Source organism: Paenibacillus shunpengii (assembly GCF_042684905.1).
GTDB classification, from domain to species: Bacteria; Bacillota; Bacilli; order Paenibacillales; family Paenibacillaceae; genus Paenibacillus; species Paenibacillus shunpengii.
Genome location: NZ_JBHUMJ010000008.1, coordinates 54,867 through 80,264, shown reverse-complemented (window position 1 = coordinate 80,264; position 25,398 = coordinate 54,867). Strand labels below are relative to the sequence as shown.

The following is a 25,398-nucleotide window of genomic DNA, read 5'->3' as shown; positions in this document are numbered from 1 at the left end:
CCCGGGGAATTTCGATATTTAACATACTAGAGGTGAAGCATACGATGCCGATTCATGTCATTGTTGAAGGTAAGAACGACCGCAGCAAGCTCCGCAGGCTGCTCGATCCCGAAATATCCATCCTATGCACTTTCGGTACGCTCAACAGTGAGAAGCTGGAGACGCTTCGCAAGCGCGTTCAGGATGATGAAGTGTATCTGTTCATGGACAATGATAGTTCAGGCAAACGAATAAGGGCCATGCTGCGCGACACCTTTCCCGATGCAGAGCAAATATATACGAGAAGAGGTTATGCGGGTGTCGAGGGTACACCTGATGAGTATCTGGTCGCACAGCTGGAGAAAGCGGGCCTTGAGGCTTTTATTATTTATCCAGAGGTATTCTAGTCGAAGGAAGCTCTACTCATTTACCAGTGTCCTGACATCTCTTGCGATAACATCCGGAGCTGCCGCCTCCATATCTGATGCGTTATACACCTTCCGAAGATTGTTATCCTTATCCACAAGACCGATATAATTGGCATGGACGAAGTTATCTGCCTTGTCTCCTTCGATAATAATCTTGAAAGAGTCTCTTGCCAGCTGCTTCGTCTGTTCGGCATCCCCTCTCAAGAAATACCAGCCTGAGTAATCTGCCTTGAAGCGATCAGCGAATTCCTTGATCTTCTCTCTCGTGTCCACCTCCGGATCAAATGAGATGGAGACAAAGGACGCGTCCCTGCCAAAAGTACCGTCTTCCTTCAACAAATCCTGCACTTGCGACATGGAGAATGTCGTTACCGGGCATACGTCCGGACAGCTTGTAAAATAGAAATAAAATAGCCGTACCTTCCCCTCTGTATCCGCAAGTGAAACGTTGCTCCCATCTACATTTTCCATACTAAAGTCCGTTACTTCCCCTGCCACCGGAAATGCTTCTTCCCCCAGATCAAGCGCATTATAGATTAGATAACCAGCCATCGCTGCAGCAATCAGCAGCAATATCCAGGTCCATATGTATTTTCTAAGCAATGCCATAATATTCTCTCTCCTCATCTTACATTATCCCCAAAGCATGTAATAAATTTGAAGCCAACTTTACAAAAGAAGGAGTCCTTTCAACGGTACGCTTGACAGGGACTCCTATATGCTCATTGATTAAATTCTTCACTGAAAGTGTAATTACTGTTCATACCGGGCTCAGCAATGAATCTATTGGCGTACGGTATCGATAATCATTAGAATAAAGCTAATGGTTAAATAATTGATGGAGAAGAAAAACATCTTCTTGGCCCATGCATCGGTGTCTCTGGCCCAGAAGCCTTGAACGCCGAGGAACAGCCATATTAATGACAGTACTAAGGATACGCTCGCAAAAATGATGCCTGTATATCCATAGACATACATTAATATCGGCACGGGAACCAGAAGAATCAAATAAGGAAGCATCTGTATTTTGGTACGATGGACTCCTTTTACTACCGGAAGCAGCGGATAGCCGGCATTCTTGTAATCCTCCAAACGGCGAATGGCAAGAGACCAGAAATGTGGCGGCTGCCACAAAAACAGCATGGCACCGAGCAGAATCGCACCCATGTCTACTGTCCCCGTCACAGCAACATATCCAATGACAGGCGGCACTGCTCCAGAGAAGCCTCCCATGGAAGTACTCCAGGTTGAGGAGCGCTTAAGCCACAGCGTATATACAATTACGTATATGAGCATCCCAAATATGCCGAGTACACCTGCCAGCCAACCGGAAAAAGCAAACAATAGGGCTAGTCCGGCAATGCCCAGGATGAATGCATAAGCGAGCACGAGCTGCGGAGTAAGCTTCCCGGTAGGAAGTGCGCGATCCCGTGTGCGTTCCATTTTTTTATCCAGCTCACGATCAAAGTAGTTATTGAACACACAGGCTGAAGCCATAACGAGAACCGTTCCGAGCATGGTTATTATCATTTTGAGGTAGTCAATGTCCCATTGAGAAGCAAGCCAATATCCGCCAAAAGCGGCAATCAGATTGCTCCGGAGGATGCCGGGTTTAGCCAATGTAACGAAGTCTCTCCAAGTGACAGACTCTTGCGGCGGTGTTTGCCGGGTTGAGAGCGCTGCCGTATCGGAAGAGGCTCGATATCGATTACTCACGCTTCTATAATCCTCCTTGCTTTGCGTCATATGGAGGGGAATTATGGCCTCCGCACTAAATTTTATCACAACAAAAAAAGAAAGTCTTTGACATTCATCTTGCAAATATGAATAGGATATGACAAATTTATCTAAATTTATGGCTTATCTTACTTCATCGAATACAGGATGTGTGAATAGGGCATCTACTAATTGAACAGATCATTTTTAGGAAAAACAAGTATTACAGCTATCGTTTATACCAATAACAAAGGAGAATACCTTAGATGGATACCGCTACACATTTTGTTATGGGCATAGGACTTGCCGGACTCAGCTACGTCGATCCGGTAGTTGCGGCTAATCCTGAGCTTGCCTTTGCCGTTATGATCGGAACCGTCGTTGGTTCACAAGCACCTGATATCGACACGGCGCTTCGTATGAAAAACAATGCCGTTTATATACGTAACCATCGCGGCATTACACATTCGCTTCCTTTTCTTGCGATATGGACTATGCTGATTACCGCCGCCATTGCACTTCTATTCAGGGATGTTCCAATCGGGCATGTCGCTCTCTGGACCGGAATCGCCGTATGCGTCCATGTATTCACAGATGTCTTCAACACCTACGGCACACAAGCGCTGCGGCCGATTACGGAGAAGTGGATCTCATGGAATATCATTCACATCTTCGATCCGGTTTTATTCGGTACCCATATCGCAGCCATCCTGCTGTGGGCCTTCGGGGTATTCCACCCTGCTGAGATTTTCACTGTGCTGTATATATTTTTAGCGTTTTATTATATTTGGCGCACTTGGGTTCACTTCGCCAGAAAGGCTCATGTCAGACGGATGGACCCTGCTTCCAAATCCAGCGACAAATATTATGTCATCCCGACAATCCATTTGAACCGCTGGCATGTCGTTAAAGCCCATGTGGATGGGAGCTACGAAATCGGAAAGCTGGACGGAAATGAGCTTACTTGGAAAAAGCACGCCGTTTCTTCAGACCACCCGGCAGTCGCTAAATCCAAAGAACATCCTGATATTCAAGCCTTCCTCTACTTCACGTCCTTTGCCGTCGCAGAGGTGGAAGAGCTGAGCTTCGGATACTTTGTCCGTTGGGGGGATGTCAGATACCGGCATCGCAAGCAATATCCTTTTGTCGCCTGTGTCGTCTTGGACAAAAACTATGAGCCGATCAGCTCTTACGTCGGCTGGCTCAGTGAAGACAAAATGGAGAAGAAGCTCTCCATCAGCTCGAATATTTAGTACGATTGACATGAAACGGCCTGCGAAGGCCGTTTTTTGTTCTTGACGGAAAGCGGTTTATTCAGGCAAAATCAGCACAAAGGGATTAACACACAAAAAGCCTAAAACGGCTTGCGCCGCTCTAGGCTTATGACCTCAAATTATATCTGTCTATGTTACATGCCGCTGCGGCCAGACAGTTGTTGTTCAGCTAATTGCACAAGACGTTTTGTGATGTATCCACCAAGTGAACCGGTTTCACGGGAAGTGTAGTTACCATAGTAGCCGTCAGCCGGAATGGTTACACCCAGTTCTTGAGCCGCTTCCATTTTAAGCTGTTGAAGAGCTGCTGTTGCTTGTGGAACTACCAGATTGTTAGAACGAGATGCCATAATGTGTAATCTCCTTTCGCTTCTCATGCTGTTATTATGTGCTGTGCAAGCTTGCAAAAATATTATGTCTCTTACTATCTGACGCTATTCTCTTTTTTACAAAAAACTTTGATCTGGAGGTATTTTACAAAATGATGAGTAAAGGTTTGTCCGCTTGGTTCGCGATCTCTTCGATGCTTCTGCTTATGGCAACTGCCGTATCTCTCAGCCATTCCTTGTGGTTTGCTCTGCTGTTCGCTGTCTTGTCCGTTGCTAATATTGGATGGGGCTTTGTTATAAAGGCAAAAAAAAGAAGAGCATGATCTTTCGAGATCACAAGCCCTTCTTTGCTCTTTTTGTTAAAGTACGAATCCCATTCTTTTTTTGACTTCATCCAGTGTTTTGGATGCTTCCTCGCGAGCCCGTTCCGCGGAAGCATTCAAAATATTCATCAGCTCATCTGATTCGCGAACCTCACGGTATCTCTCTTGCATCGGTTCGATAACGGACAGCACGACTTCGGCCAACTCTTTCTTAAAGCCGCCGTACATCTGTCCTTCGAATCTTTTCTCTACATCTTGCAATGAGAGGCCTGAGCATTCGCTGTAAATGCTCATTAAGTTGCTGACTTCCGGTTTGTTCTCCGGATCAAAACGGACGACACTATCAGAGTCTGTTGTCGCACGGCTGATTTTTTTACGGATCTCTGCCGGTGTGTCCAGGAGGGAAATGTAGCTGCCTGGGTTAGGATTACTCTTGCTCATCTTCTTGGAGGCATCATCCAGTGACATGACACGTGCTCCTACCTTTGGTGTATAGACCTCAGGAATGGTAAAGAATTCACCATAACGATGGTTAAAACGATGTGCCAGATCTCTTGTAAGCTCAAGATGCTGTTTCTGATCCTCACCTACGGGCACCAGATCCGCATTGTACAGCAAAATATCTGCAGCCATTAATGAAGGATATACAAACAATCCTGCACCTACTGATTCTTTACCTTGAGACTTATCCTTAAACTGCGTCATACGCTCAAGCTCACCCATTGCGGTCAGCGTGGTTAGCATCCATCCGAGCTCTGCATGCTGGGGTACGTGGGACTGAAGGAACACATTAGCTTTTTTCGGATCAATGCCTGCTGCAAGATAGAGGGCTGCGACATCCTTGGATTGCTCTCGCAATGCGGCAGGATCTTGTGCAACCGTGATCGCATGCAGGTCAACGACAACAAAATGACAATGATATTCGTCCTGCAGCTTTACAAAATTTTTCATGGCGCCGATGTAGTTGCCCAGTGTTAATTTGCCGCTGGGTTGAATACCTGAAAAAACAGTTTTCATTTTCTTTTTCCTCCTAAACAAATCCTAATTTGGTTCATGAGAAACACAAAAAGGCCCCACATCCCATAAAAGGGACGTGAGACCGTGGTGCCACCCTAATTCACTGAAATTCATCAGCCTTTTATTTTCCTTAACGCGGAAACCATCGTCCGGCATACTAAAGAAGAACATTACTTCTCGTTGTGCCCGGGAGCTCTGAGGTCCATTCAGACAAAGCATGCAATACCGGTTCGCATCCACCACCGGCTTTCTGTACTTGCTAATGCTAAGCTTACTTATCCTCATCATCGCTTTAATTTGTATGATCTGGCGCTCGTCATCTTACAATTGAGCTTTGCTATATCATAAGCATCTATTGCTCTGATTGTCAATCGTGACTTTGCATTTCCCAAAGATTACATTATTTTCATTGGGAAATGACAGATCCTTTTTCACAGCCCGGCTTGATTATCTGATATGATAGTCTTAAGTTTGTTCTTACGAATTGTACTTAAGTTGTATTTTGATTTTTTGTGGGAAAAGGAGTAAATAAAATGAAACAAGTGACCAAAGGACTTTGGAACGGCTATGATACATACACCTTAAACAGCCGTGATCTTGAAGTCACCCTGCTGCCCCGCCTCGGTAACAATATTATATCCATCTATGATCGAGCTCAGAATCGAGAAGTTGTTCGAAGACCAGATGAACAGGATCTCGCTTTCTATCTTCAGAAACCTTACCATTTTGGCGTTCCGATGCTGATTCCTCCAGGGCGTATCTGCCGAGGTCACTTTGAGTATGCGGGCCACGAATACCAATTCGCCCAAAACTCCAACCATTCCAATCATATTCATGGATTACACCGCACACAGCCGTGGTGCGTCAGTGATATTGAAGAAGACGAAGAAGGATGCACCGTCACAACTGAATTCAAGACTCAAGAAGATGAGCTGTGGATGGAGCATTTTCCTGTACCGCTCAAGCTCGAGATGACATTTCGTTTACAGGGCTCCCTCCTGACACAGCAGCTTCGTATTACTCATCTTGGCAGCCATGCTATTCCTTTTGGAATGGGCTACCATACCTGGTTCCTGCTTGATGGTGAACCGGAACGATGGAATATATCTTTACCTGTTACAGGCATATATACGCTGAATGAAGAACAGCTGCCCACAGGTGAATTAGCCAGTTTAGATGCTCAGGCTGAACTTCCTGAAGGCATCAGTCTTGCAGGACAAAATCTGGACACCATCTACAGATCAAATATGGAGCAGGATACTGCTGTTCTGCAGCGTAATGATGGATATACGATTAAATATACAGCCAGCAAGGATTCCTTTAAGCATTGGGTATTGTTCACCAAAGGCGAAGCCAGTGATTATTTATGTATTGAGCCCTACACCTGGCTTCCCGACGCACCTAATCTGAACAAGGATATAGAATTCACTGGCTTGATTCATATGGAGCCTGGAGAGTCCGTCTCACTTCATACCGCAATTGAGATAATACAGCCTGAACACGCAAAATAAATGATCTGAATATACACTAGCAGCTGACATATGCTTCAGCTGCTTTTTTGTTGTTGAACGATCTAAATCCTAGTTCCTCATCACTCTTGTGGCTGCTGTTGAGAGTACTCGAATTTTCCACTTGTTACCTTATCCTATTTTGAGTATATTTTATCTCTTTGAAACCATACTAAACTCACAAAGCACAAAGGAGGTGACAACACATGGCAAATGGAAGATCTTCTAACAACCTTGTCGTTCCTCAAGCAACTGCAGCTCTTCAACAATTGAAGATGGAAGCTGCACAAGAGCTTGGTGTAACTATTCCACAAGATGGTTACTACGGTAACTACACTTCCCGTGAGACTGGTTCTCTTGGAGGTTACATCACAAAACGTCTTGTTCAATTGGCTGAACAGCAATTGGCTGGTCGTCAATAATGATGCAATTTTCCTCATAAATCTAGCCTAAGCTGTTCTGACATGATTATGCACTGAAAAGTGTTGTTCGTGTAAGAAGAGATCTATGGCAGATAGACAAAGCGGTCTTCTAACCAGAGGGCCGCTTTGTTTCGTTGTAATTCAAGTTTCTGCTGGGTCTCTGACACTTCCTGCATTAACCAGAAGTCTTCTCTTGATATGTATTTCGTGGATAGCGAATCATCAAGCTTGCTAAATTGTAATTGGACTCGAGCGTGGCGTCTACTACAATCATTCCTTGTCGAACTCCAAAATCATAGGTAATTTCTCCATGTGTCCAGTGTCTCTTCAGCTTCAAGGTTTCGAGGGCCATCTGTCGAAAAGAAACGCGCTGCATCTCCGTCAATCCGGTCGCAGGATGGATCTCGCTGCGCAACTGAACCGGATAATGCTTGATACCGAATTTACCAATCACATTATTCCGTATTTGCACAAATACAATTCCAGAATCCATTCCTTTCAGCTCTTCATCAAGCTCCTTAAATACCATATCCAGCTGTCTAGGCAGTGATAGTTGATCTAGTGAGATCATATGTTACCTCCTTAGCATATTAGACCTATTTTATATAGGGCTTGTGACTCAGTATATGACAATATTTTCCTTAATACAACAAATGGATATTAAATTAGGAATAATATACTAATTTTTGCGTTTATACCTAACAAATCTGGCAATATGCAGTCGTCCATCTTCAATATTCGACATATAGTTTATGGTTTTTCATCGAAATATAGAAAAAAGACCTCAACATAAATTGTCGAGGTCCTACTCATAAGTAATAACTTGAACTTCTTCAAACTTCTATTACACTCGATGCTGTGTCATACGTAAAAATTGCTCAATATCAGCAATACAGAGATCAGCAGCACCTTGCCAGAAAGCAGGTTTAGTTACATCTGTACCCAGATGCTTCTCAGCAAGCTCTTCTACCGTCATGCGGCCCGTATCCCGCAGCAACGCGTCATACTTCTCAGCAAAATCACTGCCCTCTTTTTGCGCTTGTGCGTAAATCCCCATACTGAACATGTATCCAAAAGTATATGGAAAATTATAAAATGGCACATCGGTAATGTAGAAATGTAATTTGGATGCCCAAAAAGTAGGGTGATACGTCCCCAGTGCGTCACAATACGCTTCGCGCTGAGCTTCCTCCATCAGTTCGGACAAATCGCTGCTGCTAAGAAGTCCTTCTTTACGTTTCTCGTAAAAGCGAGTTTCGAACAAGAAGCGGGCATGGATATTCATAAAGAAAGCAATTGAATTCTGTATCTTCTCTTCAAGCAATGCTATTTGAGCCTCTTCATCCTTCGCCTCTTTGATCAGTGCATCGGACACGATGAGTTCTGCAAAGGTTGACGCTGTCTCTGCAACGTTCATGGCATAATTTTGATTCAAGATCTCCATATCGTCCATCACATGCTGATGGTACCCATGCCCCAGCTCATGAGCTAAAGTGGAAACATTGGAGGCTGTGCCTGCATAAGTCATAAAAATGCGGGTTTCCTTGCTCACAGGAAGTCCTGTACAGAAGCCCCCTGGCCGCTTGCCTGGTCTGTCCTCTGCCTCTATCCACTGATGATCAAAGGCATGCTGAGCAAACTCTGCCATCCTTGGGCTGAATTTGCGGAACTGATTCACAATATTCGCAGCAGCAGCATCATACGATATCTTCTCAGTAGCGGAGCTTATCGGAGCATCCACATCTGCCCAAGACAGCTTCTCGACCCCCAGGAGCTGCGCCTTGCGTTCCAGAAACTTCACTAGTGTCGGTTTAGCCCGTGTAATCACGTTCCACATCGCATCGAGTGTGTCCTGAGACATGCGGTTGATGCTCAAAGGCTCCTTCAGTACTGAATCCCAGCCACGTCTTTCATACAACTTGAGACGGAATCCAGCCAGGTGATTCAGCGTATCCGCACAGTAATCTGCCGCATCGCTCCACGCCTTCTCCCAGTCCTGCAGCAGCTTCTCCCGCACATTCGGGTCTGGGTCATGCAATTTGTTAGCTGCTTGGCCAGCAGATAGATATACGGTTTCTCCATTCTCTTCAAATGGAACCCGAACTTTGCTTACAATCGTATCATAGAATTCTCCCCAGCCGTGGTAACCATCAACGGCAAGATCCAGCGCAAGATTCTCTAATTCAGGAGACATCTTTTCCTTGGCCTTTAATCTGCTCTCATTTAGCACAAACGAAATTGGCTGAATTTCAGGGCGTTCCATCCATGCCGACCACACGGCATCAGGCGTTCTTTCAAAAAGGCTGTCAAACATCGTCTGAACACCGGCCAGTCTTGCGGATAAGGCAGCAATCTTACCGCTTAGCTGTACGGCCTTCTTGTCATCCTGATTCTGAGCTCCAAGACAAGCGGTAAATGAAGAGCCTTCATATAATCTCGCCGCTGCATCTTGAAGCTGGTCAAGCAAAGAATCCAAAGCATATGTATCCTCTATAGCCTTCGGCACTTGATATTCTTTAATTGCCTTGTCCAAAACAGTGATATCCTGATCCAGCTGCTTCAAATAAGCAGCAAAAGATGCTGAGGATGAGCCGCCGCTAAAAACGGATTCCAAATCCCAGGTTTGCGCAAGTGTATTACTCACTATTTCTCCACCTCATTCTCAAAAATTAAAATAAATACACAAAACATGTTTGAAGTACGTTAATTCAAGGTGTATAACTAATACTATATCAGAATTTAGATTAACCTACTTTGATTAAATTGTTTATTACCGGAGGGAACTTGATGAGACCTTTACAAATATCAGCCGATACCGCAGTCACATTGTCCAAGAAGCTAGGAATTCCCATCGAGCAGCTGATGCATATGCCTCAGCACATTCTTATGCAGAAGCTGGCTGAGCTGTCCAAAGAGGAAGCCAAGCAGGAGCAGAATCAAGCAGGATCTTCTCCCAACAACGAGAAGGATACGACGACTTCATGATTCCATTTGAGAACACCTGGCCTTATGATATCGTGATGGGGGATATTTATGTCCAGTACTGTCCTTTCTGCGATCAAGAGAATGTGCTGCTCCCGCTTAAACCTAAAGAACTGATTCGCATTCGCGAAGGCAAAAAGAAACTTCTCGTCTTCCCTTGCTGCAATAATCGGGTCACACTGCTCGATAATGACCAGGATTACTTTCTGGCTGATCAGCCGCTTCGTAAATAATGTTCGCTTCTTTGCAATTATATGGCTAAGTACTCACAAAAGCCTGCTGGTATCATCAAAAAAACGCCGAGATTGGCGTTTTTTTTGATCCCTGTTTATGGTGACGGGGTATTAATGAAATGATAAGCCGGACCTGAGAGACGTTTCAGAGTAAACTCCCTTACAGAATCGGGCAAATCCTGCTCCTGCAGAGCTGCTGCCATACAGGACAGCCAAGCCTGAGCTCGTTCTTCCGTAACAGGAAAAGGAAGATGCCTTGCCCTCATCATCGGATGACCAAAAGCGTCTGAATACAGAGACGGACCTCCAAAGAATTGACTTAAGAACATATATTGCTTTTCCATAACAGGATCGATATCTTCAGGGAATAAAGGGGATAACAGTTCATTCTGCTGCACCTTGGGATAAAATGCTTCCACCAAAGCCCGAACTCCCTTTTCTCCGCCTAGATTTTCATATAGCGTTTTGTTAGGATCCATAACGATTGCGCCTTCTTTCTATAATCAGCTTGAAGCTATTTTATCATTTCACTCCGCATAACTAAATACAATCCCTCATTTACCTAGCCCTAGAGACAAAAAAAGACAAGAGCCTCTTCATTCATAGGTCTCTTGTCTTATAAAGATTACACCATCGAGTAACTCTTAGCAGCGTTGTTTGACGCATCCCTTCAGTTAATAGCTGCGCCAATCTTCTTCACCCGGATGGGTGTGAGCTTCACGCATCACATACACGATAGCGCAGACGAGTACACCGGCTATAATTCCCATCATGACATCACTCCATCCTCAAAAAAGTTGAAAATCCGACATTTGAAAAAGGACTTTAGTCTTATTTCTTATAATAAATATATATTATCATAGAATACTTTAAATTACAGCTAATTTGGAAACGCTTACTTTATTTTTTTGTCCTGTTTGTCCAATAACGATCATATATTAACTAGACTCAGTTGATGAGAAACGGAAGTTACGGGAGGAACTAATGCTCATGAAACGTCTAGTTATTCCGCTAAGCATCGTATTTGGCCTTTTCATTATATGCATATTCATGATGATTTATCCGACAGCGGTGTGGAATGCAGGGGTTCGTGGTCTCTCCATCTGGTGGGACGTTCTCTTTCCTTCCTTATTTCCGTTCTTTGTCATTTCTGAGCTGCTGCTCGGGCTTGGCATCGTTCATTTTACAGGCGCACTCCTGCATCCACTCATGAGACCTGTATTTCGTATCCCCGGTACCGGAGGATTTGTTGCTGCGATCAGCTATGCTTCAGGATATCCGATTGGAGCCAAATTGACGGCCAAGCTGTGGGAGAAGAAGCAGATTACCCGGGATGAGGGCGAACGTCTGGTAGCCTTTACGACAACATCTGATCCCATCTTCCTGATCGGAGCCGTATCCGTCGGTTTTTTTCAGCTTCCCGCCGTGGCACTTATGCTGGCTATTGCACATTATGGAGCTGGACTGATCGTAGGCTTGCTAATGCGGTTTCACGGAAAAAAAGATTCGCACTCGACTGCTGAATCAAGTCCATCCGATGTGAAATCCCATCGACTCCGTGCTGCCTTTGAGGCAATGCATGAGGCACGCATCGAGGACGGTAGAACGATGGGGGAATTGCTTAGGCAGGCGATACAATCATCTTTGCAGCTAATTACCGTCGTCGGTGGCCTGGTTGTCTTTTTTTGCGTTATACTAGAGGTCTTCACTCAAGCAGGGCTGATGGCCGGCATGTATCATACAGTGGAGCTGATGCTTAAGACTCTCGGGCTGCCGCCAGAGATTTCTCAAGCGCTGGTAGGCGGGTTATTCGAAGTTACACTCGGTGCTCGCTATGCAGGAACACTTGCAGACATACCTTTAATGTATAAAGTGGCTGCTGCTGCCTGTGTATTATCTTGGGGAGGACTCTCCGTTCATGCGCAGGTTGTCAGTATCCTTAACCCAACTCCATTACGATATGCACCTTTCTTGATGGCACGACTTGTCCATGCATTGCTATCCGGGATGATTGTCTTTCTCTGCTGGGAATTGGTCATGCCTGATCAGAGTACATCATCCTTCATGCTGTGGCCTGATCACTTTCATTCCCTTCCTTACCCATCGGCCATCTTCCAGGCTGTCCCTTATCAAATTGCACTCACCTTAGTAATAATATTCTTCTTGTTTGTGCTGACCTTAGTCTGCATCCTCCTCCAACGGCTCGCTTCAAGATTCAGGTAATGTCTAGAACTTTACGCATATTGATTGTTTTCTCTCCTGAAATTGGATATCATCGAGTTATACTGATGACAAAGGAGCTTTCATCTTGAGATATTATGTTCAGGACAGAGGAGACTCTTTATCCATTGATTTAGCCCAGCAGTTTCATAAATTGGCCAAGGAGCATGGGTTTACTCTCGATGCCAAATCACCGGAAATTGTGATATCGATCGGTGGAGATGGAACCATGCTGCAAGCATTTCACACCTTCACAGACCGGATTCCTGATATCGCATTCGTCGGCGTTCATACCGGCCATCTGGGCTTCTATGCAGATTGGAAAGCAGACGAGCTTGAGGATCTCATACAGCTTATGGCTGAAGGAAATAAGGATGCTGCCCGTTCCCCTCGTATCGTCGAGTATCCGCTCATTGATCTGGAGATTCGCCGCAAATCCGGTGTGAGTTCTATGATCGCCCTTAATGAATTCACGTTAAAAGGTGTAGACGGCACCGTGGTTGCCCAGGTCGATATTAACGATGTCACATTTGAAATGTTCCGTGGTGACGGGATTTGTGTATCCACTCCATCGGGAAGTACGGCGTACAATAAGGCCCTCGGCGGCGCCATGGTTCATCCGACCATTGAAGCGATGCAGATTGCAGAGATTGCATCCATTAATAATCGGGTCTACCGTACATTAGGCTCGCCAATCGTTCTACCGAAGCATCATCATTGCGACATCTTCTCTCGCAAATCTCAACGTCTGCTGCTGACCATTGACCATGTGAACTTAACAGTAGACGATCTGATCTCTGTGAAATGTCAGGTTTCTACTCAGAAGGTCAGCTTTGCCCGATATCGTCCATATCCGTTCTGGGATCGGGTTCGAACTGCATTTTTGGACTAAAATAAAAAGCAGCTCCTTATAAGGAGCTGCTTTTTATTTTTTCCATATTCTCTTTGTCCTTGGTTTCTTTAGAATTCTTGGATTCCTTAATTTCGCTGGCTTCCTTAGGCTCTGCAGCTTCCTTGGACTCTCTTGCTTCCTTCACAGCCTTGGATTCTTTATGCTCCTTGCTGCTGTTATCTTTGTGTTCTTTGTTTTCTTTAGGTTCCTTAAGTTTCTGTAGCACAAAATAAGCACACCCAAAATTGCAGTACTCGTTAATATAATCAACCATTCCCGCTATCGATGTATCCTTGTTCGCTTTTGGATGGTTATCTCGGTAGAAGCCTTTGAGCCGGAGTTGATTGTAGCCCCAATCCCCAATGATGTAATCATAGCGTTCCAGGACTTCACTATACCGGTCACGAAAGGCTTCCGGATTCCAACCATTTCGATAGTCCTGTAATACTTCGTAAGTTTTCCCGCTAATCTGAATCAAAACCGTCTTCCTTCCTTTCTATCCAAACCGCCCATAGGTTCAGGCCTGCTCTTATCATACTACATTATTAGCATTCGCGGCAGACTTAACTTGTTCATGTGCATGGTAAGAACTTCTGACCATTGGCCCTGATTCAACATGGCTGAAGCCGCGAGCGAGGCCTTCGTCCTTAAGCTTGGAGAATTCTTCTGGTGTTACGTATCTTTCAACATACAGATGCTTGTCCGAAGGCTGCAAATACTGACCGATCGTCATAATATCACAGTCTACGCTTCTCAAATCATCCATCGTTTGCAGTATTTCTTCCCAAGTCTCCCCCAATCCGAGCATAATGCTGGACTTCGTTGGAATTTGAGGCTGCATTTTTTTGGCACGTTCAAGCAGCTGAAGGGATCGCTTGTACTTGGCCTTTGCCCGAACTTTGTCAGACAAGCGCTCGACCGTTTCCATGTTGTGATTAAGGATGTCCGGCTTAGCGTCCATCACGATCTTTAAAGCCTCTTCATTTCCGAGAAAATCCGGAATTAATACCTCTACACTGCAAAAAGGCAGTTTTCGGCGAATGGCATGAATGGTCTCTGCAAAGATGGAAGCTCCTCCGTCTGCAAGATCATCTCTGGCCACACTGGTGACAACACAATGCTTCAGGTTCATTTGTTCTGCTGCTTCCGCTACTCGCTCCGGCTCTTTCAAATCCAGCTCTGTAGGCAGCCCTGTATTAACCGCACAGAATCGGCAGGCTCTTGTACAAATATCTCCCAGTATCATAAAAGTCGCTGTTCGATTAGCCCAGCATTCGTAAATATTCGGACAACGTGCTTCTTCACATACCGTATGCAGCGTCTTTGAACGCATCATATCTTTAATTTCTTGATAATTATCTCCCGTCGTCAGCTTGATTTTGATCCAATCGGGTTTTGGTTCTTTTACTTTATTCGCCAAAAGAGACCCTTCTTTCTATATCAAGTTGGAATTTTCGCATGGAACACATTATAACATGGATTTATGGGAATTAGCTCCAAATTGAAATAATTTGTAGGACTTAAACTCCAGCTTTTTTCTGTAAAGACGGATAAAAACGATGCTGATGTGTGAACCTAAATACAATGAAAAATATGACGAAAGGAGGATTGGCTTTTTTGATACGGATTCAGAAGAAAAAATGGTTGAACCTCGGCGTCACACTGATAATATCCGCTTCCCTCTTTGCTTCGTCAGTAACCGATGTGTATGCAAAAAGTGAAGAGACGAAACCTCTAGCCAAAGAAGAGATCTATAAGGAACGCAAAATTCTGTATGACCAAATCAGCGCAGTCAGCGGTGTTCCATGGTATTACTTGGCGGCCATTGATCAGTACGAGCGTACGATGACGAAGGCACATCCGAAGGACCGCGCTCATGAAGAGCGGCTGACCGGGGTGTTTTTTGAACCTCAGCTCTGGTCCGGTATCTTAAATCCAGATTCTTTAGATCGAAATCCATTATCCATCGAGGTATTCGGCGGATATGGCTTAGATGGTACTGGTGACAATATCGCCGATCCCAACAATGACTATGATGTCCTCTACAGCATGGCCCGAATTACATCCAAGTATGGTTTATCCTCAGACGATCTAGGTATTGCCCTGTGGGAGTATTATCAAAATTCGAGATCCGTGCAGCGCATCCAGCAATTTGCGAGAATTTATAAGCATTTTGATACGCTTGATCTCGCTCAGCATGCTTTTCCTTTGCCGATAGGCAATTCCTACTCCTATCGCAGCACCTGGGGAACGAGCCGAAGCTGGGGCGGCCGAAGAATTCATGAAGGAACAGACCTGTTTGCACCTCATGGATATCCTGTTCGAAGTACATGCTATGGGGTCATTGAGATCAAAGGCTGGAATCCATTTGGAGGGTGGCGTGTGGGAATAAGAGACCTGGATAACCATTATCACTATTATGCACACCTCTCAGGCTTTGATAAATCGGTTCATGTGGGCAGTCTGGTCACTCCAGGACAAACCATCGGATGGGTGGGCAGTTCAGGTTACGGCAAGCCGGGTACGCAGGGGAAATTCCCTCCTCATTTGCATTATGGTATTTATCGTGACAGCGGCTTAACTGAGTGGTCGTTTGACCCTTATCCTTCACTCAGACAATGGGAGAATGACGAGTATCGGGCACGTAAAGCCAAGAAGAACAGCAAAAAATAAAAGCGACTCGCAGAACCAAGAGTAAAAGTACTCACTCCTGTTCTGCGAGTTCTTTCATTAGATATGAATTCACTCGCATGACTGCAAGCTCTTTCATTAGATATGAATTCACTCGCATGACTGCAAGCTCTTTCATTAGATATGAATTCACTCGCATGACTGCAAGTTCTTTCATTAGATATGAATTCACTCGCATGACTGCGAGTTCTTTCATTAGATATGAATTCACTCGCATGACTGCAAGCTCTTTCATTAGATATGAATTCACTCGTTACCTGTTGGCAAGGATAAGTCTGGCTCCTCCATGTACAGCTCGCTCTCTTCCTCCTCACTAGGGACAGTTGTTCCTGCGTCTGGAGTGGTTACCCCCGTATTAGGCACTGTTCCGCCTGGCAGGGATGGGATCGCAATACTTGGCGCGTTAGCTCCATTCTCTCCAACTGGATTGCCCTTGCCGTCGTAATAATACATGGGTACATCCCCTACAACTAACAAATACGAAATCGGAATTTCCGTGTCGACCACTTCCGGCTCCATATCCAGAGGGACGACAACAGCAACCTCTGCCACAATATGAATGTATACCTCGACCAGAATCATATTAATGCCGGCATTTTGCTGCCTTGTATTGAGGTCAACCTTGACTGCGCCTTGCGGCTCGATCCGAATCGGAACTTTGGGTCCGAAGGAGGACAGCAGTGGACTGCCCAGCGCTTGCCCTACAGGAACGTGATCCTCAATCGTCTCCATTTCCTGAAGTGTGGTCTGAACGACAGACAACGCGCTCGAGGTTATCCGCATATGCTCGTTATAGTTCAGCATGAATCCGCTGATTTTCCCCTCCGCATCCGTCTTCCAATCAATCAGCTCGTTAGAAGGACCCGCTGCAGAGATTTGACTCGTAATCGCTTTGTTAATGGCCTCCGTCCCAAGCTGCTTCACTCTGATTTTTGCCAGATGCATAATAGGGGGCTTCAAATTCCGTTCCACATAACTAATGGACTGGATGGTCACAATGACAATCACCAACAGTACAATCAAAATCCACTTTTTACGCTGACCCCCGGTTTTTTGACGCTGTGTACGCCATCTTCCTCGTTTGAATGCCATGCTTCGCATTCCTCCCTCAAGAGAGGTGTGTCCATTTATCCTTATGCAGTCAGGTTCCAAAAAAGAAGATCAAGCTGTAAGCCTGGTCATAAAAAACAAAAGAGAAGGAACCTCGCTCAAAAGCGAAATTCCTTCTCAGGATAAGTTCGTAGTGTATATGATACATCAACAGAGATCATTCTTCCCTTTAGATCCCTATCCATTCAAAGAGAACTACATTCTTATTTCTTCTCTACTGCATGTCCGCCAAATTCGTTACGAAGTGCAGCAACGACTTTACCTGTGAACGTATCGTTCTCAAGGGAACGGTAACGCATCAGAAGGGACAGAGCGATAACCGGTGTAGCTGCCTGCAGATCAAATGCCGTTTCAACCGTCCATTTACCTTCACCGGATGAGTGCATCACTCCACGGATTTCGTCTAGGTTCGAATCTTTGGAGAATGCACGCTCTGTAAGCTCCATCAGCCAGGAACGGATAACCGATCCGTTGTTCCATACACGCGCTACTTTTTCGTAGTCAAAATCATAGTCACTCTTCTCAAGCACTTCGAAGCCTTCCCCGATGGAAGCCATCATACCGTACTCGATACCGTTGTGGACCATTTTCAGGAAGTGACCGCTGCCTGCTTTGCCAGCATACAGATAGCCATTTTCTACAGAGGTATCTTTGAACAGAGGCTCAACGATGCTCCATGCTTCTTCGTCTCCGCCGATCATGTAACAAGCGCCGTTTCTTGCGCCTTCCATACCGCCAGAAGTACCTACGTCCATGAAATGAACGCCGTGCGCTTTGAGCTGATCATAGCGGGCAATGGATTCTTTATAGTGTGAGTTACCTGCTTCAATGACGATGTCCCCTTTATCCAGCAGAGGAGTAAGATCAGCAATAACACTATCCACGACAGCATGCGGAACCATGATCCACAGAATGCGTGGTGATTCCAGCTGATCAATAACTTCCTTGTAAGAAGAAGCACCTGCTGCACCGTAACCCTTCATTTCTTCGACAGCACCTGCATTCAAGTCGTAAGCCACGACTTCATGCTTATGATCAATCAAGTTTTTCCCCAGGTTTAATCCCATTTTTCCTAATCCAATAAGTCCTACCTTCATGTATGTTGCCTCCTAGATCTTCTCTGTTTTTTGTCCAACAATCTATGTCATCGGCTGCATATCAGCCGGATAACGTTTTAGAACAATGATTAATGCCAGCGATTTCCGTCCTGTGCAAGCAGTTCTTCCGCTGCCGCTGGACCTTCTGTTCCCGCCGCATAATAGTGAAGTGGAACTTCATTTGCAGCAAAGGCTTTAAGAATCGGCTCGACCCATCTCCATGACAGCTCTACTTCATCCCAATGCGCGAAGAATGTGGCATCACCACGAAGCGCATCAAAAATGAGGTTCTCATAAGCTTCAGGTACGTTGTCATACGAGGAATTGAAGCTAAGCTCCATCGGCTCAATCGTATCATGATGCATTGGGCTCTTAGAATTCAGCGTCAGGCGCATGCCTTCCTTCGGTCCAATATCGATGGTAAGCAAGTTAGCAGATACCGATTCACCATTAGACGTTCCCGCACTTAGCGGCTGCTTGAACTCAACTACGATTCGTGTCGATTTTTCACTCAGACGTTTACCTGTACGGATATAGAAAGGAACTCCTGTCCAGAATGGATCATCCAGGAACAAGCGTGCTGCGAAATACGTGTCGTTCTTGGAAGTTGCTTCAATACCGGGCTCTTCCAGGTAACCAACTACGGGTTTACCTTGTAAATCACCTGCTTGGTATTGCGCTCTTACAATATGCCGATCAAGTGCTTCTTCATCCAGCGGAATCAAAGACTGTGCCGTATTTCTCTTCTTCGCACGAACCTCATCTGGAGAAGATTTCTTCGGCAGGTGAAGTGAGATCATCATGAGCAGCTGCAGCATATGATTTTGGAACATATCTCTTACGGCTCCAGTATGGTCATAGTATTCTGCCCGCTCTTCGACCCCTACGGTTTCACTTGCGGTAATTTGCACATTCGAAATATAATGATTTCCCCACAATGCATGCATGACAGGATTCGTTGCACTTAGTACCTCAAGATTCTGAACCATGGGTTTACCGAGGAAATGGTCAATACGGTAAATCTCTTCCTCTGCAAAAGTACTGTTCAGCTTCTCATTCAGCTGTATTGCAGATGCCAAGTCATGACCGAATGGCTTCTCAATGATAAGCCGTTTCCAGCCGCGGCCTGAACCAAGCCCGCTCTCTTTGATATTTTCGGCAATGGGCTCAAAAAATTCTGGAGCAACCGACAAATAGAACATCCGATTTTGTGGAATGCCAAGCTCCTGCTCACGTTTTTCAACCACTTCAAGCAGCTTCTTGTAATCTTCAAGCTTGGTATTGTTAAGCGATGTATAACGAAAAGCGCCTAGGAAATCACGTACCTTAGCGGCATCCTCTGGAGAACGGCGAGAGAATGTATGAAGTGAGGCTTCAACTCTCGCCTGGAAATCCACATCGGACACTTCTCTTCTTCCTAGACCAATAACAGAAAATGATGATGGCATTTTTTGATCAACATACAGGTTGTATAGTGCTGGGTAAATTTTTCTCTTGGCTAAGTCGCCAGTAGCCCCGAACAGGACAAAAGTCATTGAATCCATTCTGATATGCCTCCCGTGTCTCTACCTATATTGTGCGCTAGTTATCATGTGAAAATTACGCAACGATAATACGCACTTATTTCCATAATCAACACCACATGTATTACCTATAAGAAATTACTATTTCCGTTCGATGTTGGTTATTATTTGTAACCAAATGAATTAACGTGATTATCATACACCCAGCTGACACCTTTCGTCAACAAAAAATGTCGAATCTGTGAACAATAAAATTTTTCTGTTATGATAGCGCTTTCCATGGTATTCTATAAATAATTCTAATAACTGTTTTTTCACTTTCTGGAATAGCTCCATGTACAATAGAAGTTACTTTTAATAATCAAGTGCATAAGGGGGCCTTGAAATGGATGAACAATCGACGTCAAATCATATGCAGATGTGTGAGAAAGTCTCGCGTTCGTATCAAATTATTGGTCGGAAATGGGTTGCGCCTATTGTTCACACCTTAATGGAGGAGCCCAAGCGTTTCAGTGAAATACATGCTGTTATCCCCGACTTAAGCAAACGCGTTCTGAACGAACGAATGAAAGAACTCGAGGAAGAAGGCATTGTCATTCGGAATGTCATTGCTGATCGACCTGTCCGTACCGAATATTCACTTACCCGCAAAGGGACAGAGCTTGCACGTGCTTTGAGCTCCATTGGACAATGGGCGAAGAAGTGGCTGTAGTCCTTAACGCAGACAAAGACGGATCCATGCAGCAATAACCCCCGTAAGCAGTTACGGGGGTTATCCTAAATTGCTATCTACCTCTTAGATCTTTATCTGAATTGAAGCGGTACAGTCAAACTTTTGGAACTGGCCATCAAACTTTCGCTAATACGCGTTACTCTACCTCAATGGCTATTTGCCTTGTTCCAGAAGATCATCATAAGTCAGCCCTCTTTCAGACTCCTCGGAATATTCCTGAACAGGATAATATCCTTCGGCTTGCCATTGCTTCAATATCTTCGGGCTGACAATGGTATTAGGAGGAAGCTTAAGACTGCCAAATCCTTTTAGCGCTTTTTTGGCCTCACTTATATTTTCAACTCGATCTAAACTAACCCCATGTGTAGACCCTGTCATATAGTCCTTATACACTCTATACTCCCGATAGAATACACTAGTATTTGGATTGTCCGGATCGTCATTCACAAGATACTCCTCGGTTAGAACCCGATATTCTATACCTTCAATGGGCTTATAAGGTCCATCCAATATTAGTGTCTCCAGAAGCAGCTTGATATCCTCTGCGTCAGTTCTGTACGTTATTATTTCAGATGATCGCAGCTGCAGATACACCTTATCAGGAGAGGTAATCGCATATAATACCTTGACTTCCTTATTCCGTGGTAATTGAATGGCCATTTGCACAGTTGGTATTAGCTCTAGCTGACCTGCCTGCTCCAGTGTTTCGGGTACTATACGGTTATACCATTCCAGGATCTCAGCGGTTTGCCATTCTTCAAGCTCAGGTCTTTTGTTTAAGTCTTGATATGACACTACATCTCTGTCGTACTCGATATATTCCAGTTCAACCTTATTGGTCAACTGAGCACGAGGCAGCTCTGGCATTGATTGGCTTGTCAATTCCTCGCGAGTGGTATCCTGATTAGGCGTTGCGACATGGTCCTCCAGCTGTTCCTGCTGCTTCTTATCGGGCTTGTGGATCTGCTGTGTATTATATGCATCCTCAGTCTCCTTCTCCTTATCAGCATGATCTGAACAAGAGGTGAGGAGGAGGACAGAAGCGATAACACATCTGGTGATCACTTTACGCATAACCTATGATCTTCCTTTCGAGCTGAGATTTATTTTGAGGCAGGTATTAGCAGGAAGTCAATTTTCAGTTCCCATATGTAATCAACAAGTTCAACTGCTGCTATGTTTTAAAATATTTTACTGAATAACAAAAAAGCACCCTTCCTCGGATGCCTGCATATGATTCGCAGCCATCCGCTGAAAGCAGTGCTCTCTTACAATATTCTATTCAATTAGGAGAACCAGCCTTTAATAATTTCGATCAGTCCTACAAAAAAGTCTTTAATCGCTGCCAGAATGCCTTGTCCCTGCTCTGACTCTATAAAATCAGTGAACTGCTGTTTGGCTTGCTCCAGCTGATCTCCTACTGCATTCCAATTAATATTCGCATCCTTCATGTTCATAAACAGATCGACTAATCCATTCAGCTGAGCTTCCGGAATCGTGATATTAAGATTATTTGCAATATTAACAATCATAGTTTGCATTTCTTCTCTCGTCTCAGGCTGATTTTGCGCGAGTTCCTCTTTGATGTTCGTCATCAGCGTCGTCGTTTCTTCCGCTCCGATGGAATCGGATAATTGTGCGGTCTTTACGATCTCCTCGTTAGCAACCTGCTTCTGCTCCTCCGGGATTTGGGTATCTGTCGTTGTTTCATATGCTTTAATAATCCCTGTCAGTGCAGCTGTACCTGATACATCAAATGGTGCGGTAATACTAACATGAGCATCCTTAACACCCGCTGTGATCATCGCATTAAGGTACATATCGTTGGTTACCCAGTTAATGTGATTGGAAGTTGCTGACACGCCGCTTCCGGGCTTGCCGATTACAATTTTAGCGGAACTTAGTGCCTTGCTTCCGATTTGTGCCTTAGACATATGACTGCCCAGATATTTATGTTCTTCTTCATTTGTCACCTGAATTGTCATCGCATCTGTAGGGGCATCCAGATCGGCTAGCACTTGTTCCTTCTGTGCCGCAGTCAAATCCTCCCCGAGTATAACAATAATATCCCCCTCTACCGCATCCGCAGAAGCAGCGGGGGCCATATACATACTTAGCAAAATAAGTGCAGGTATTAATAGAATTGCCGTCAGTTTGCGCAATTTCATCATCATGTCTCTCCTCATCCATAGCCGTTTCCAATATTTTAAACATTTCCATATTATGGATTAACCATTATCCTGTGACCCTCACTCCATCAATTTCATAACTCATTTAAGCGATGAAATTGAATTAACCTCCCTTTAAATGGATTTGCGAGCATTATACCATGGTTTCGATCCTCAATTTTTAACAGAATATTAATATTTTCTTAACCTTTATAAGCCTCTTAGAACGGTAATAGCCTGCTCCAATATGGTTTTATCTCTTAGAGTCATAAATTTACTCGAATACTCCCGACAATTCCTGAATGATCTGTCCATTGCTGTAAGAGCTTCATTCATTGTCATCCAGATCACCGTCAACCCGAGCTGCTTTTCCTTGGCTGTTAGCTTCACGGTGTTCTCCTCAACTGATTTGGCAATGAAGCAGTAGGATAACTGCAGGAACTGATTCTTGGTCTTATGCTCTTCAATGCGGCCCAGCGGATGCGTAATTTTTGCCCGATAGCCTGTCTCTTCCTCTACTTCACGCAAAAAGGCTTCTTCCGGCGTCTCTGTCCCTTCGATTCCCCCGCCAGGCAGCTTATATAATCTCCGTTTGGTCATATGCATCATCGCAATATTGAAATTCTCATCGACAAGCACCCCTCTAGCCCCATACCTGGACACGGAATGAAGAAGTTCCGAACGCTCACCCAAAATGTCATAATCTGTAATACGGCTTATCAAGTTCATATGTATTCTCCTAAATTAAATGGCAACGCCCCTTTGTAAACCAAAGGTTTCGCTGCCATCTCGATGTCTGTCCTATTTAATTCACCAGTCCGTTATCATGCAGAGTAATGCCGCTGCCTCATTGCTTCAAACATAAGTATGGTAGCAGCCATTGCGGCATTCAGTGACTCTGCCTGTCCGGGACTTGGAATAATAATGGCATCATCCACAAGACGGCTTACCTCCTCGGAGACACCGCTGCCTTCATTACCAATGACAAGCCACTTTGCTCCTCTAAAATCATAATCATAGCAGGAGCTCTCCGCAGCCAGCGATGTACTGACGAGTGTAACTCCTTCTGCTTTGGCTCTTGGTAGCACTTCAGACAGATCGGCTTCAACGACAGGCAAATGAAAAAATGAACCCATCGTGGAACGTATCGTTTTGGGATTATATATATCTGCACTCCCCCGCCCTACGATCACACCCTCTGCCCCGGCTGCATCTGCACTGCGGATAATTGTACCGACATTGCCCGGATCCTGAAGCCGATCCAACACGATAATCAAGCTGTCCTTTTTGTCTAAGAATACGCTCAACCCGGCAGCATCTTTTCTAACGATGGCAAACACCGGCTGCGGTGTCACCGTATCGGTGCACTTTTCAATGATTGCAGCAGACACCGGTATCCATTCGACACGGCCTTGTGAATCTGCATAGCCTGTCAGCTCTCCCGGTATTCCTTTGTCCATATCATAAGCTATACATTCGATATCAGCATCATAGCTTAACGCCTCTTGAACCAAATGAATGCCTTCAATCATGTATTTATTCTGCCGGGTTCGATACTTCTTGTCGAGCAGCTGCGCCCATTCCTTCACTCTCGGATTATGTACCGAAACGATTTCCATATGTCTTCAATCCTTCTTTATCTTGAATAGGCAAGCTCTAGCTTGGTCAGATCATCCTTGTGACCCACAATAATAAGCACATCCTCAGGCTGTATTTGATCACTTGCATCTGGTGAAATATTCATCTCTGTCCCTTTGCGGATAGCAATGACATTACAACCATAACGGGCACGGATGTTGAGCTGTAACAAATTTTGTCCAATAATGTTCGACGATGCTTTCATTTCCAGAATACTGTATTCCTCTGACAGCTCGATATAATCCAAAATATTTGGCGACGCTAGATGATGTGCGACCCGCATTCCCATATCTCGTTCCGGATAAACGACTTTATCCGCACCAATCTTGGACAACACCTTGCCATGAAGCTCCGACTTAGCCTTCACAATTAAAGACTGGATACCCATATCCTTCAGAATCAGCGTCGTTAATATGCTCGCCTGAATATCTTCACCAATCGCAACGACCACCACATCAAAATTCCGAATGCCAAGCGCTCTGAGCGCCTCCTCATCCGTGGAATCTGCGGACACCGCATGTGTCACTACATTGGATATGTCTTGTATTCTATGCTCGTCCCGATCTATTGCCAGAACGTCAAACCCCATTTCACTAAGTGCATAAGCAACACTCGATCCAAAGCGGCCCATGCCGATCACGGCATATTGTTTTTTGGCCATAATAGGGTACCTCCATATCATCTTAGGTATTAGAGAATTATTCTATAAGGTAGTTCTTCATTATTATAAGTGCTTTCAACCAATTCATCCTAAGTAGTATAGCACAATGAATGGAAAACTTGAATTTATACGCTCTGCTCAGGGAACAGTATATAGGCAGGAAAAGACTACTTTTGGAGGGACAAACACATGTCTATCGTACTGGATTTGCGCCAAGCGATCGTTCACAAGGTACATGGCAAGCCGGATAAGGATATCAGAGAGATGATTGAAGGATCCGTTGATGGACCCGAAGCAGCTCTGCCGGGACTCGGAACCCTGTTTGAAATGATCTGGAAGGATTTGCCGAAAGGGAAGCAGGATGAACTGATTCAGGTACTGCAAGAGCATCTGAAGAAGGTTAAGCCCGTTCCTTTAACCTAGAATCGATCCATCCATAGCCTTGAACTGCAAA

30 protein-coding genes and 1 other annotated feature are annotated in these 25,398 nt (G+C 44.8%); of the genes, 12 read left to right on the top strand and 18 right to left on the bottom strand.

Features of this window, described 5'->3' with window-relative positions; all coding sequences use genetic code 11:
* Positions 1–44 precede the first annotated feature (44 nt).
* Entirely contained in the window at positions 45–386 is a 342-nt protein-coding gene (locus tag ACFSVM_RS20650) for a toprim domain-containing protein (protein ID WP_076315005.1), read from the top strand.
* Between the two features lie 12 nt (positions 387–398).
* On the opposite strand, the gene ACFSVM_RS20645 is transcribed toward ACFSVM_RS20650, so the two are convergent.
* Together ACFSVM_RS20645 and cyoE are read right to left on the bottom strand one after the other, a co-directional pair.
* On the bottom strand, positions 399–1,016 hold the full coding sequence (locus tag ACFSVM_RS20645) for an SCO family protein (RefSeq protein ID WP_076315004.1): 618 nt from the start codon (positions 1,014–1,016) through the stop codon (positions 399–401).
* Positions 1,017–1,190: 174 nt separating this feature from the next.
* A complete protein-coding gene (gene cyoE, locus ACFSVM_RS20640) occupies positions 1,191–2,123 on the bottom strand; it encodes a heme o synthase (RefSeq protein ID WP_076315003.1) in 933 nt (310 codons plus the stop codon).
* 266 nt (positions 2,124–2,389) lie between these two features.
* Here cyoE and ACFSVM_RS20635 point away from each other — a divergent pair, with 266 nt between their 5' ends.
* A complete protein-coding gene (locus ACFSVM_RS20635; RefSeq protein WP_379264244.1) occupies positions 2,390–3,376 on the top strand; it encodes a metal-dependent hydrolase in 987 nt (328 codons plus the stop codon).
* Between the two features lie 155 nt (positions 3,377–3,531).
* Here ACFSVM_RS20635 and ACFSVM_RS20630 read toward each other — a convergent pair whose 3' ends face one another.
* Positions 3,532–3,747 carry an alpha/beta-type small acid-soluble spore protein gene (locus tag ACFSVM_RS20630; protein ID WP_076315001.1) on the bottom strand — a complete coding sequence of 72 codons (216 nt, stop codon included), beginning with the start codon at positions 3,745–3,747 and terminating at the stop codon, positions 3,532–3,534.
* A 131-nt stretch (positions 3,748–3,878) separates the two neighbouring features.
* Between ACFSVM_RS20630 and ACFSVM_RS20625 the strand changes: the two genes are divergently transcribed.
* On the top strand, positions 3,879–4,049 hold the full coding sequence (locus ACFSVM_RS20625) for a hypothetical protein (RefSeq protein ID WP_177178821.1): 171 nt from the start codon (positions 3,879–3,881) through the stop codon (positions 4,047–4,049).
* A 36-nt stretch (positions 4,050–4,085) separates the two neighbouring features.
* Here ACFSVM_RS20625 and trpS read toward each other — a convergent pair whose 3' ends face one another.
* Positions 4,086–5,066 (bottom strand): tryptophan--tRNA ligase, encoded by a 981-nt coding sequence (trpS, locus tag ACFSVM_RS20620; protein ID WP_076315000.1) that lies wholly within the window; start codon positions 5,064–5,066, stop codon positions 4,086–4,088.
* 67 nt (positions 5,067–5,133) lie between these two features.
* Positions 5,134–5,363, bottom strand: a binding site (T-box leader).
* A gap of 236 nt (positions 5,364–5,599) precedes the next feature.
* On the opposite strand from trpS, the gene ACFSVM_RS20615 reads away from it, so the two are divergent.
* Positions 5,600–6,577 carry an aldose 1-epimerase gene (locus ACFSVM_RS20615; protein ID WP_379264241.1) on the top strand — a complete coding sequence of 326 codons (978 nt, stop codon included), beginning with the start codon at positions 5,600–5,602 and terminating at the stop codon, positions 6,575–6,577.
* A gap of 203 nt (positions 6,578–6,780) precedes the next feature.
* Entirely contained in the window at positions 6,781–6,996 is a 216-nt protein-coding gene (locus tag ACFSVM_RS20610) for an alpha/beta-type small acid-soluble spore protein (RefSeq protein ID WP_047913531.1), read from the top strand.
* 175 nt (positions 6,997–7,171) lie between these two features.
* Here ACFSVM_RS20610 and ACFSVM_RS20605 read toward each other — a convergent pair whose 3' ends face one another.
* Both ACFSVM_RS20605 and ACFSVM_RS20600 read right to left on the bottom strand, forming a co-directional pair.
* On the bottom strand, positions 7,172–7,567 hold the full coding sequence (locus ACFSVM_RS20605; protein WP_076314998.1) for an O-methyltransferase: 396 nt from the start codon (positions 7,565–7,567) through the stop codon (positions 7,172–7,174).
* Between the two features lie 273 nt (positions 7,568–7,840).
* A complete protein-coding gene (locus ACFSVM_RS20600; protein ID WP_090726802.1) occupies positions 7,841–9,640 on the bottom strand; it encodes a M3 family oligoendopeptidase in 1,800 nt (599 codons plus the stop codon).
* Between the two features lie 143 nt (positions 9,641–9,783).
* On the opposite strand from ACFSVM_RS20600, the gene ACFSVM_RS20595 reads away from it, so the two are divergent.
* Complete coding sequence (locus ACFSVM_RS20595) at positions 9,784–9,981, top strand: YycC family protein (protein ID WP_076314996.1); 198 nt, start codon at positions 9,784–9,786, stop codon at positions 9,979–9,981.
* On the top strand, positions 9,978–10,211 hold the full coding sequence (locus tag ACFSVM_RS20590) for a hypothetical protein (RefSeq protein ID WP_076314995.1): 234 nt from the start codon (positions 9,978–9,980) through the stop codon (positions 10,209–10,211). Before ACFSVM_RS20595 ends, ACFSVM_RS20590 begins: the two co-directional genes overlap by 4 nt.
* Positions 10,212–10,306: 95 nt before the next feature.
* Here ACFSVM_RS20590 and ACFSVM_RS20585 read toward each other — a convergent pair whose 3' ends face one another.
* Complete coding sequence (locus ACFSVM_RS20585) at positions 10,307–10,690, bottom strand: globin domain-containing protein (protein WP_076314994.1); 384 nt, start codon at positions 10,688–10,690, stop codon at positions 10,307–10,309.
* 505 nt (positions 10,691–11,195) lie between these two features.
* On the opposite strand from ACFSVM_RS20585, the gene ylbJ reads away from it, so the two are divergent.
* Complete coding sequence (ylbJ, locus tag ACFSVM_RS20580; protein ID WP_090726800.1) at positions 11,196–12,434, top strand: sporulation integral membrane protein YlbJ; 1,239 nt, start codon at positions 11,196–11,198, stop codon at positions 12,432–12,434.
* A gap of 85 nt (positions 12,435–12,519) precedes the next feature.
* Positions 12,520–13,323 carry an NAD kinase gene (locus tag ACFSVM_RS20575; protein WP_047913524.1) on the top strand — a complete coding sequence of 268 codons (804 nt, stop codon included), beginning with the start codon at positions 12,520–12,522 and terminating at the stop codon, positions 13,321–13,323.
* Between the two features lie 16 nt (positions 13,324–13,339).
* Here ACFSVM_RS20575 and ACFSVM_RS20570 read toward each other — a convergent pair whose 3' ends face one another.
* Complete coding sequence (locus ACFSVM_RS20570) at positions 13,340–13,801, bottom strand: YutD family protein (RefSeq protein ID WP_076314992.1); 462 nt, start codon at positions 13,799–13,801, stop codon at positions 13,340–13,342.
* Between the two features lie 54 nt (positions 13,802–13,855).
* Complete coding sequence (gene lipA / locus ACFSVM_RS20565) at positions 13,856–14,743, bottom strand: lipoyl synthase (RefSeq protein ID WP_076314991.1); 888 nt, start codon at positions 14,741–14,743, stop codon at positions 13,856–13,858.
* A 197-nt stretch (positions 14,744–14,940) separates the two neighbouring features.
* Here lipA and ACFSVM_RS20560 point away from each other — a divergent pair, with 197 nt between their 5' ends.
* Positions 14,941–15,996, top strand: a complete 1,056-nt coding sequence (locus tag ACFSVM_RS20560) for a M23 family metallopeptidase (RefSeq protein ID WP_256209885.1) — start codon at positions 14,941–14,943, stop codon at positions 15,994–15,996.
* Between the two features lie 31 nt (positions 15,997–16,027).
* Here ACFSVM_RS20560 and ACFSVM_RS20555 read toward each other — a convergent pair whose 3' ends face one another.
* From ACFSVM_RS20555 to zwf, 4 genes are all read right to left on the bottom strand, one after another.
* The gene (locus ACFSVM_RS20555) at positions 16,028–16,231 is read right to left on the bottom strand and encodes a hypothetical protein (protein WP_379264236.1); all 204 of its coding nucleotides are present in this window, start codon (positions 16,229–16,231) and stop codon (positions 16,028–16,030) included.
* 29 nt (positions 16,232–16,260) lie between these two features.
* Positions 16,261–17,106, bottom strand: coding sequence for a sporulation protein YunB (gene yunB / locus ACFSVM_RS20550; protein ID WP_090726796.1), 846 nt, complete (start codon positions 17,104–17,106; stop codon positions 16,261–16,263).
* Positions 17,107–17,327: 221 nt separating this feature from the next.
* On the bottom strand, positions 17,328–18,221 hold the full coding sequence (gene gnd, locus ACFSVM_RS20545) for a phosphogluconate dehydrogenase (NAD(+)-dependent, decarboxylating) (RefSeq protein WP_076314989.1): 894 nt from the start codon (positions 18,219–18,221) through the stop codon (positions 17,328–17,330).
* A gap of 89 nt (positions 18,222–18,310) precedes the next feature.
* A complete protein-coding gene (zwf, locus tag ACFSVM_RS20540) occupies positions 18,311–19,765 on the bottom strand; it encodes a glucose-6-phosphate dehydrogenase (RefSeq protein WP_090726791.1) in 1,455 nt (484 codons plus the stop codon).
* A gap of 364 nt (positions 19,766–20,129) precedes the next feature.
* On the opposite strand from zwf, the gene ACFSVM_RS20535 reads away from it, so the two are divergent.
* Positions 20,130–20,456 (top strand): winged helix-turn-helix transcriptional regulator, encoded by a 327-nt coding sequence (locus tag ACFSVM_RS20535; RefSeq protein ID WP_076314987.1) that lies wholly within the window; start codon positions 20,130–20,132, stop codon positions 20,454–20,456.
* Between the two features lie 174 nt (positions 20,457–20,630).
* Here ACFSVM_RS20535 and ACFSVM_RS20530 read toward each other — a convergent pair whose 3' ends face one another.
* The 5 genes from ACFSVM_RS20530 to ACFSVM_RS20510 form a co-directional block, all read right to left on the bottom strand.
* Positions 20,631–21,551 (bottom strand): hypothetical protein, encoded by a 921-nt coding sequence (locus tag ACFSVM_RS20530; protein WP_379264232.1) that lies wholly within the window; start codon positions 21,549–21,551, stop codon positions 20,631–20,633.
* 212 nt (positions 21,552–21,763) lie between these two features.
* A complete protein-coding gene (locus ACFSVM_RS20525) occupies positions 21,764–22,651 on the bottom strand; it encodes a DUF1002 domain-containing protein (RefSeq protein ID WP_379264230.1) in 888 nt (295 codons plus the stop codon).
* 204 nt (positions 22,652–22,855) lie between these two features.
* Positions 22,856–23,374, bottom strand: a complete 519-nt coding sequence (locus ACFSVM_RS20520) for an NUDIX hydrolase (RefSeq protein ID WP_076314985.1) — start codon at positions 23,372–23,374, stop codon at positions 22,856–22,858.
* Between the two features lie 95 nt (positions 23,375–23,469).
* Positions 23,470–24,264, bottom strand: a complete 795-nt coding sequence (locus ACFSVM_RS20515; RefSeq protein ID WP_076314984.1) for a TrmH family RNA methyltransferase — start codon at positions 24,262–24,264, stop codon at positions 23,470–23,472.
* 17 nt (positions 24,265–24,281) lie between these two features.
* Positions 24,282–24,944, bottom strand: coding sequence for a potassium channel family protein (locus ACFSVM_RS20510; protein WP_076314983.1), 663 nt, complete (start codon positions 24,942–24,944; stop codon positions 24,282–24,284).
* Between the two features lie 189 nt (positions 24,945–25,133).
* Between ACFSVM_RS20510 and sspI the strand changes: the two genes are divergently transcribed.
* Complete coding sequence (gene sspI, locus ACFSVM_RS20505; RefSeq protein WP_047913513.1) at positions 25,134–25,367, top strand: small acid-soluble spore protein SspI; 234 nt, start codon at positions 25,134–25,136, stop codon at positions 25,365–25,367.
* Positions 25,368–25,398 lie beyond the last annotated feature (31 nt).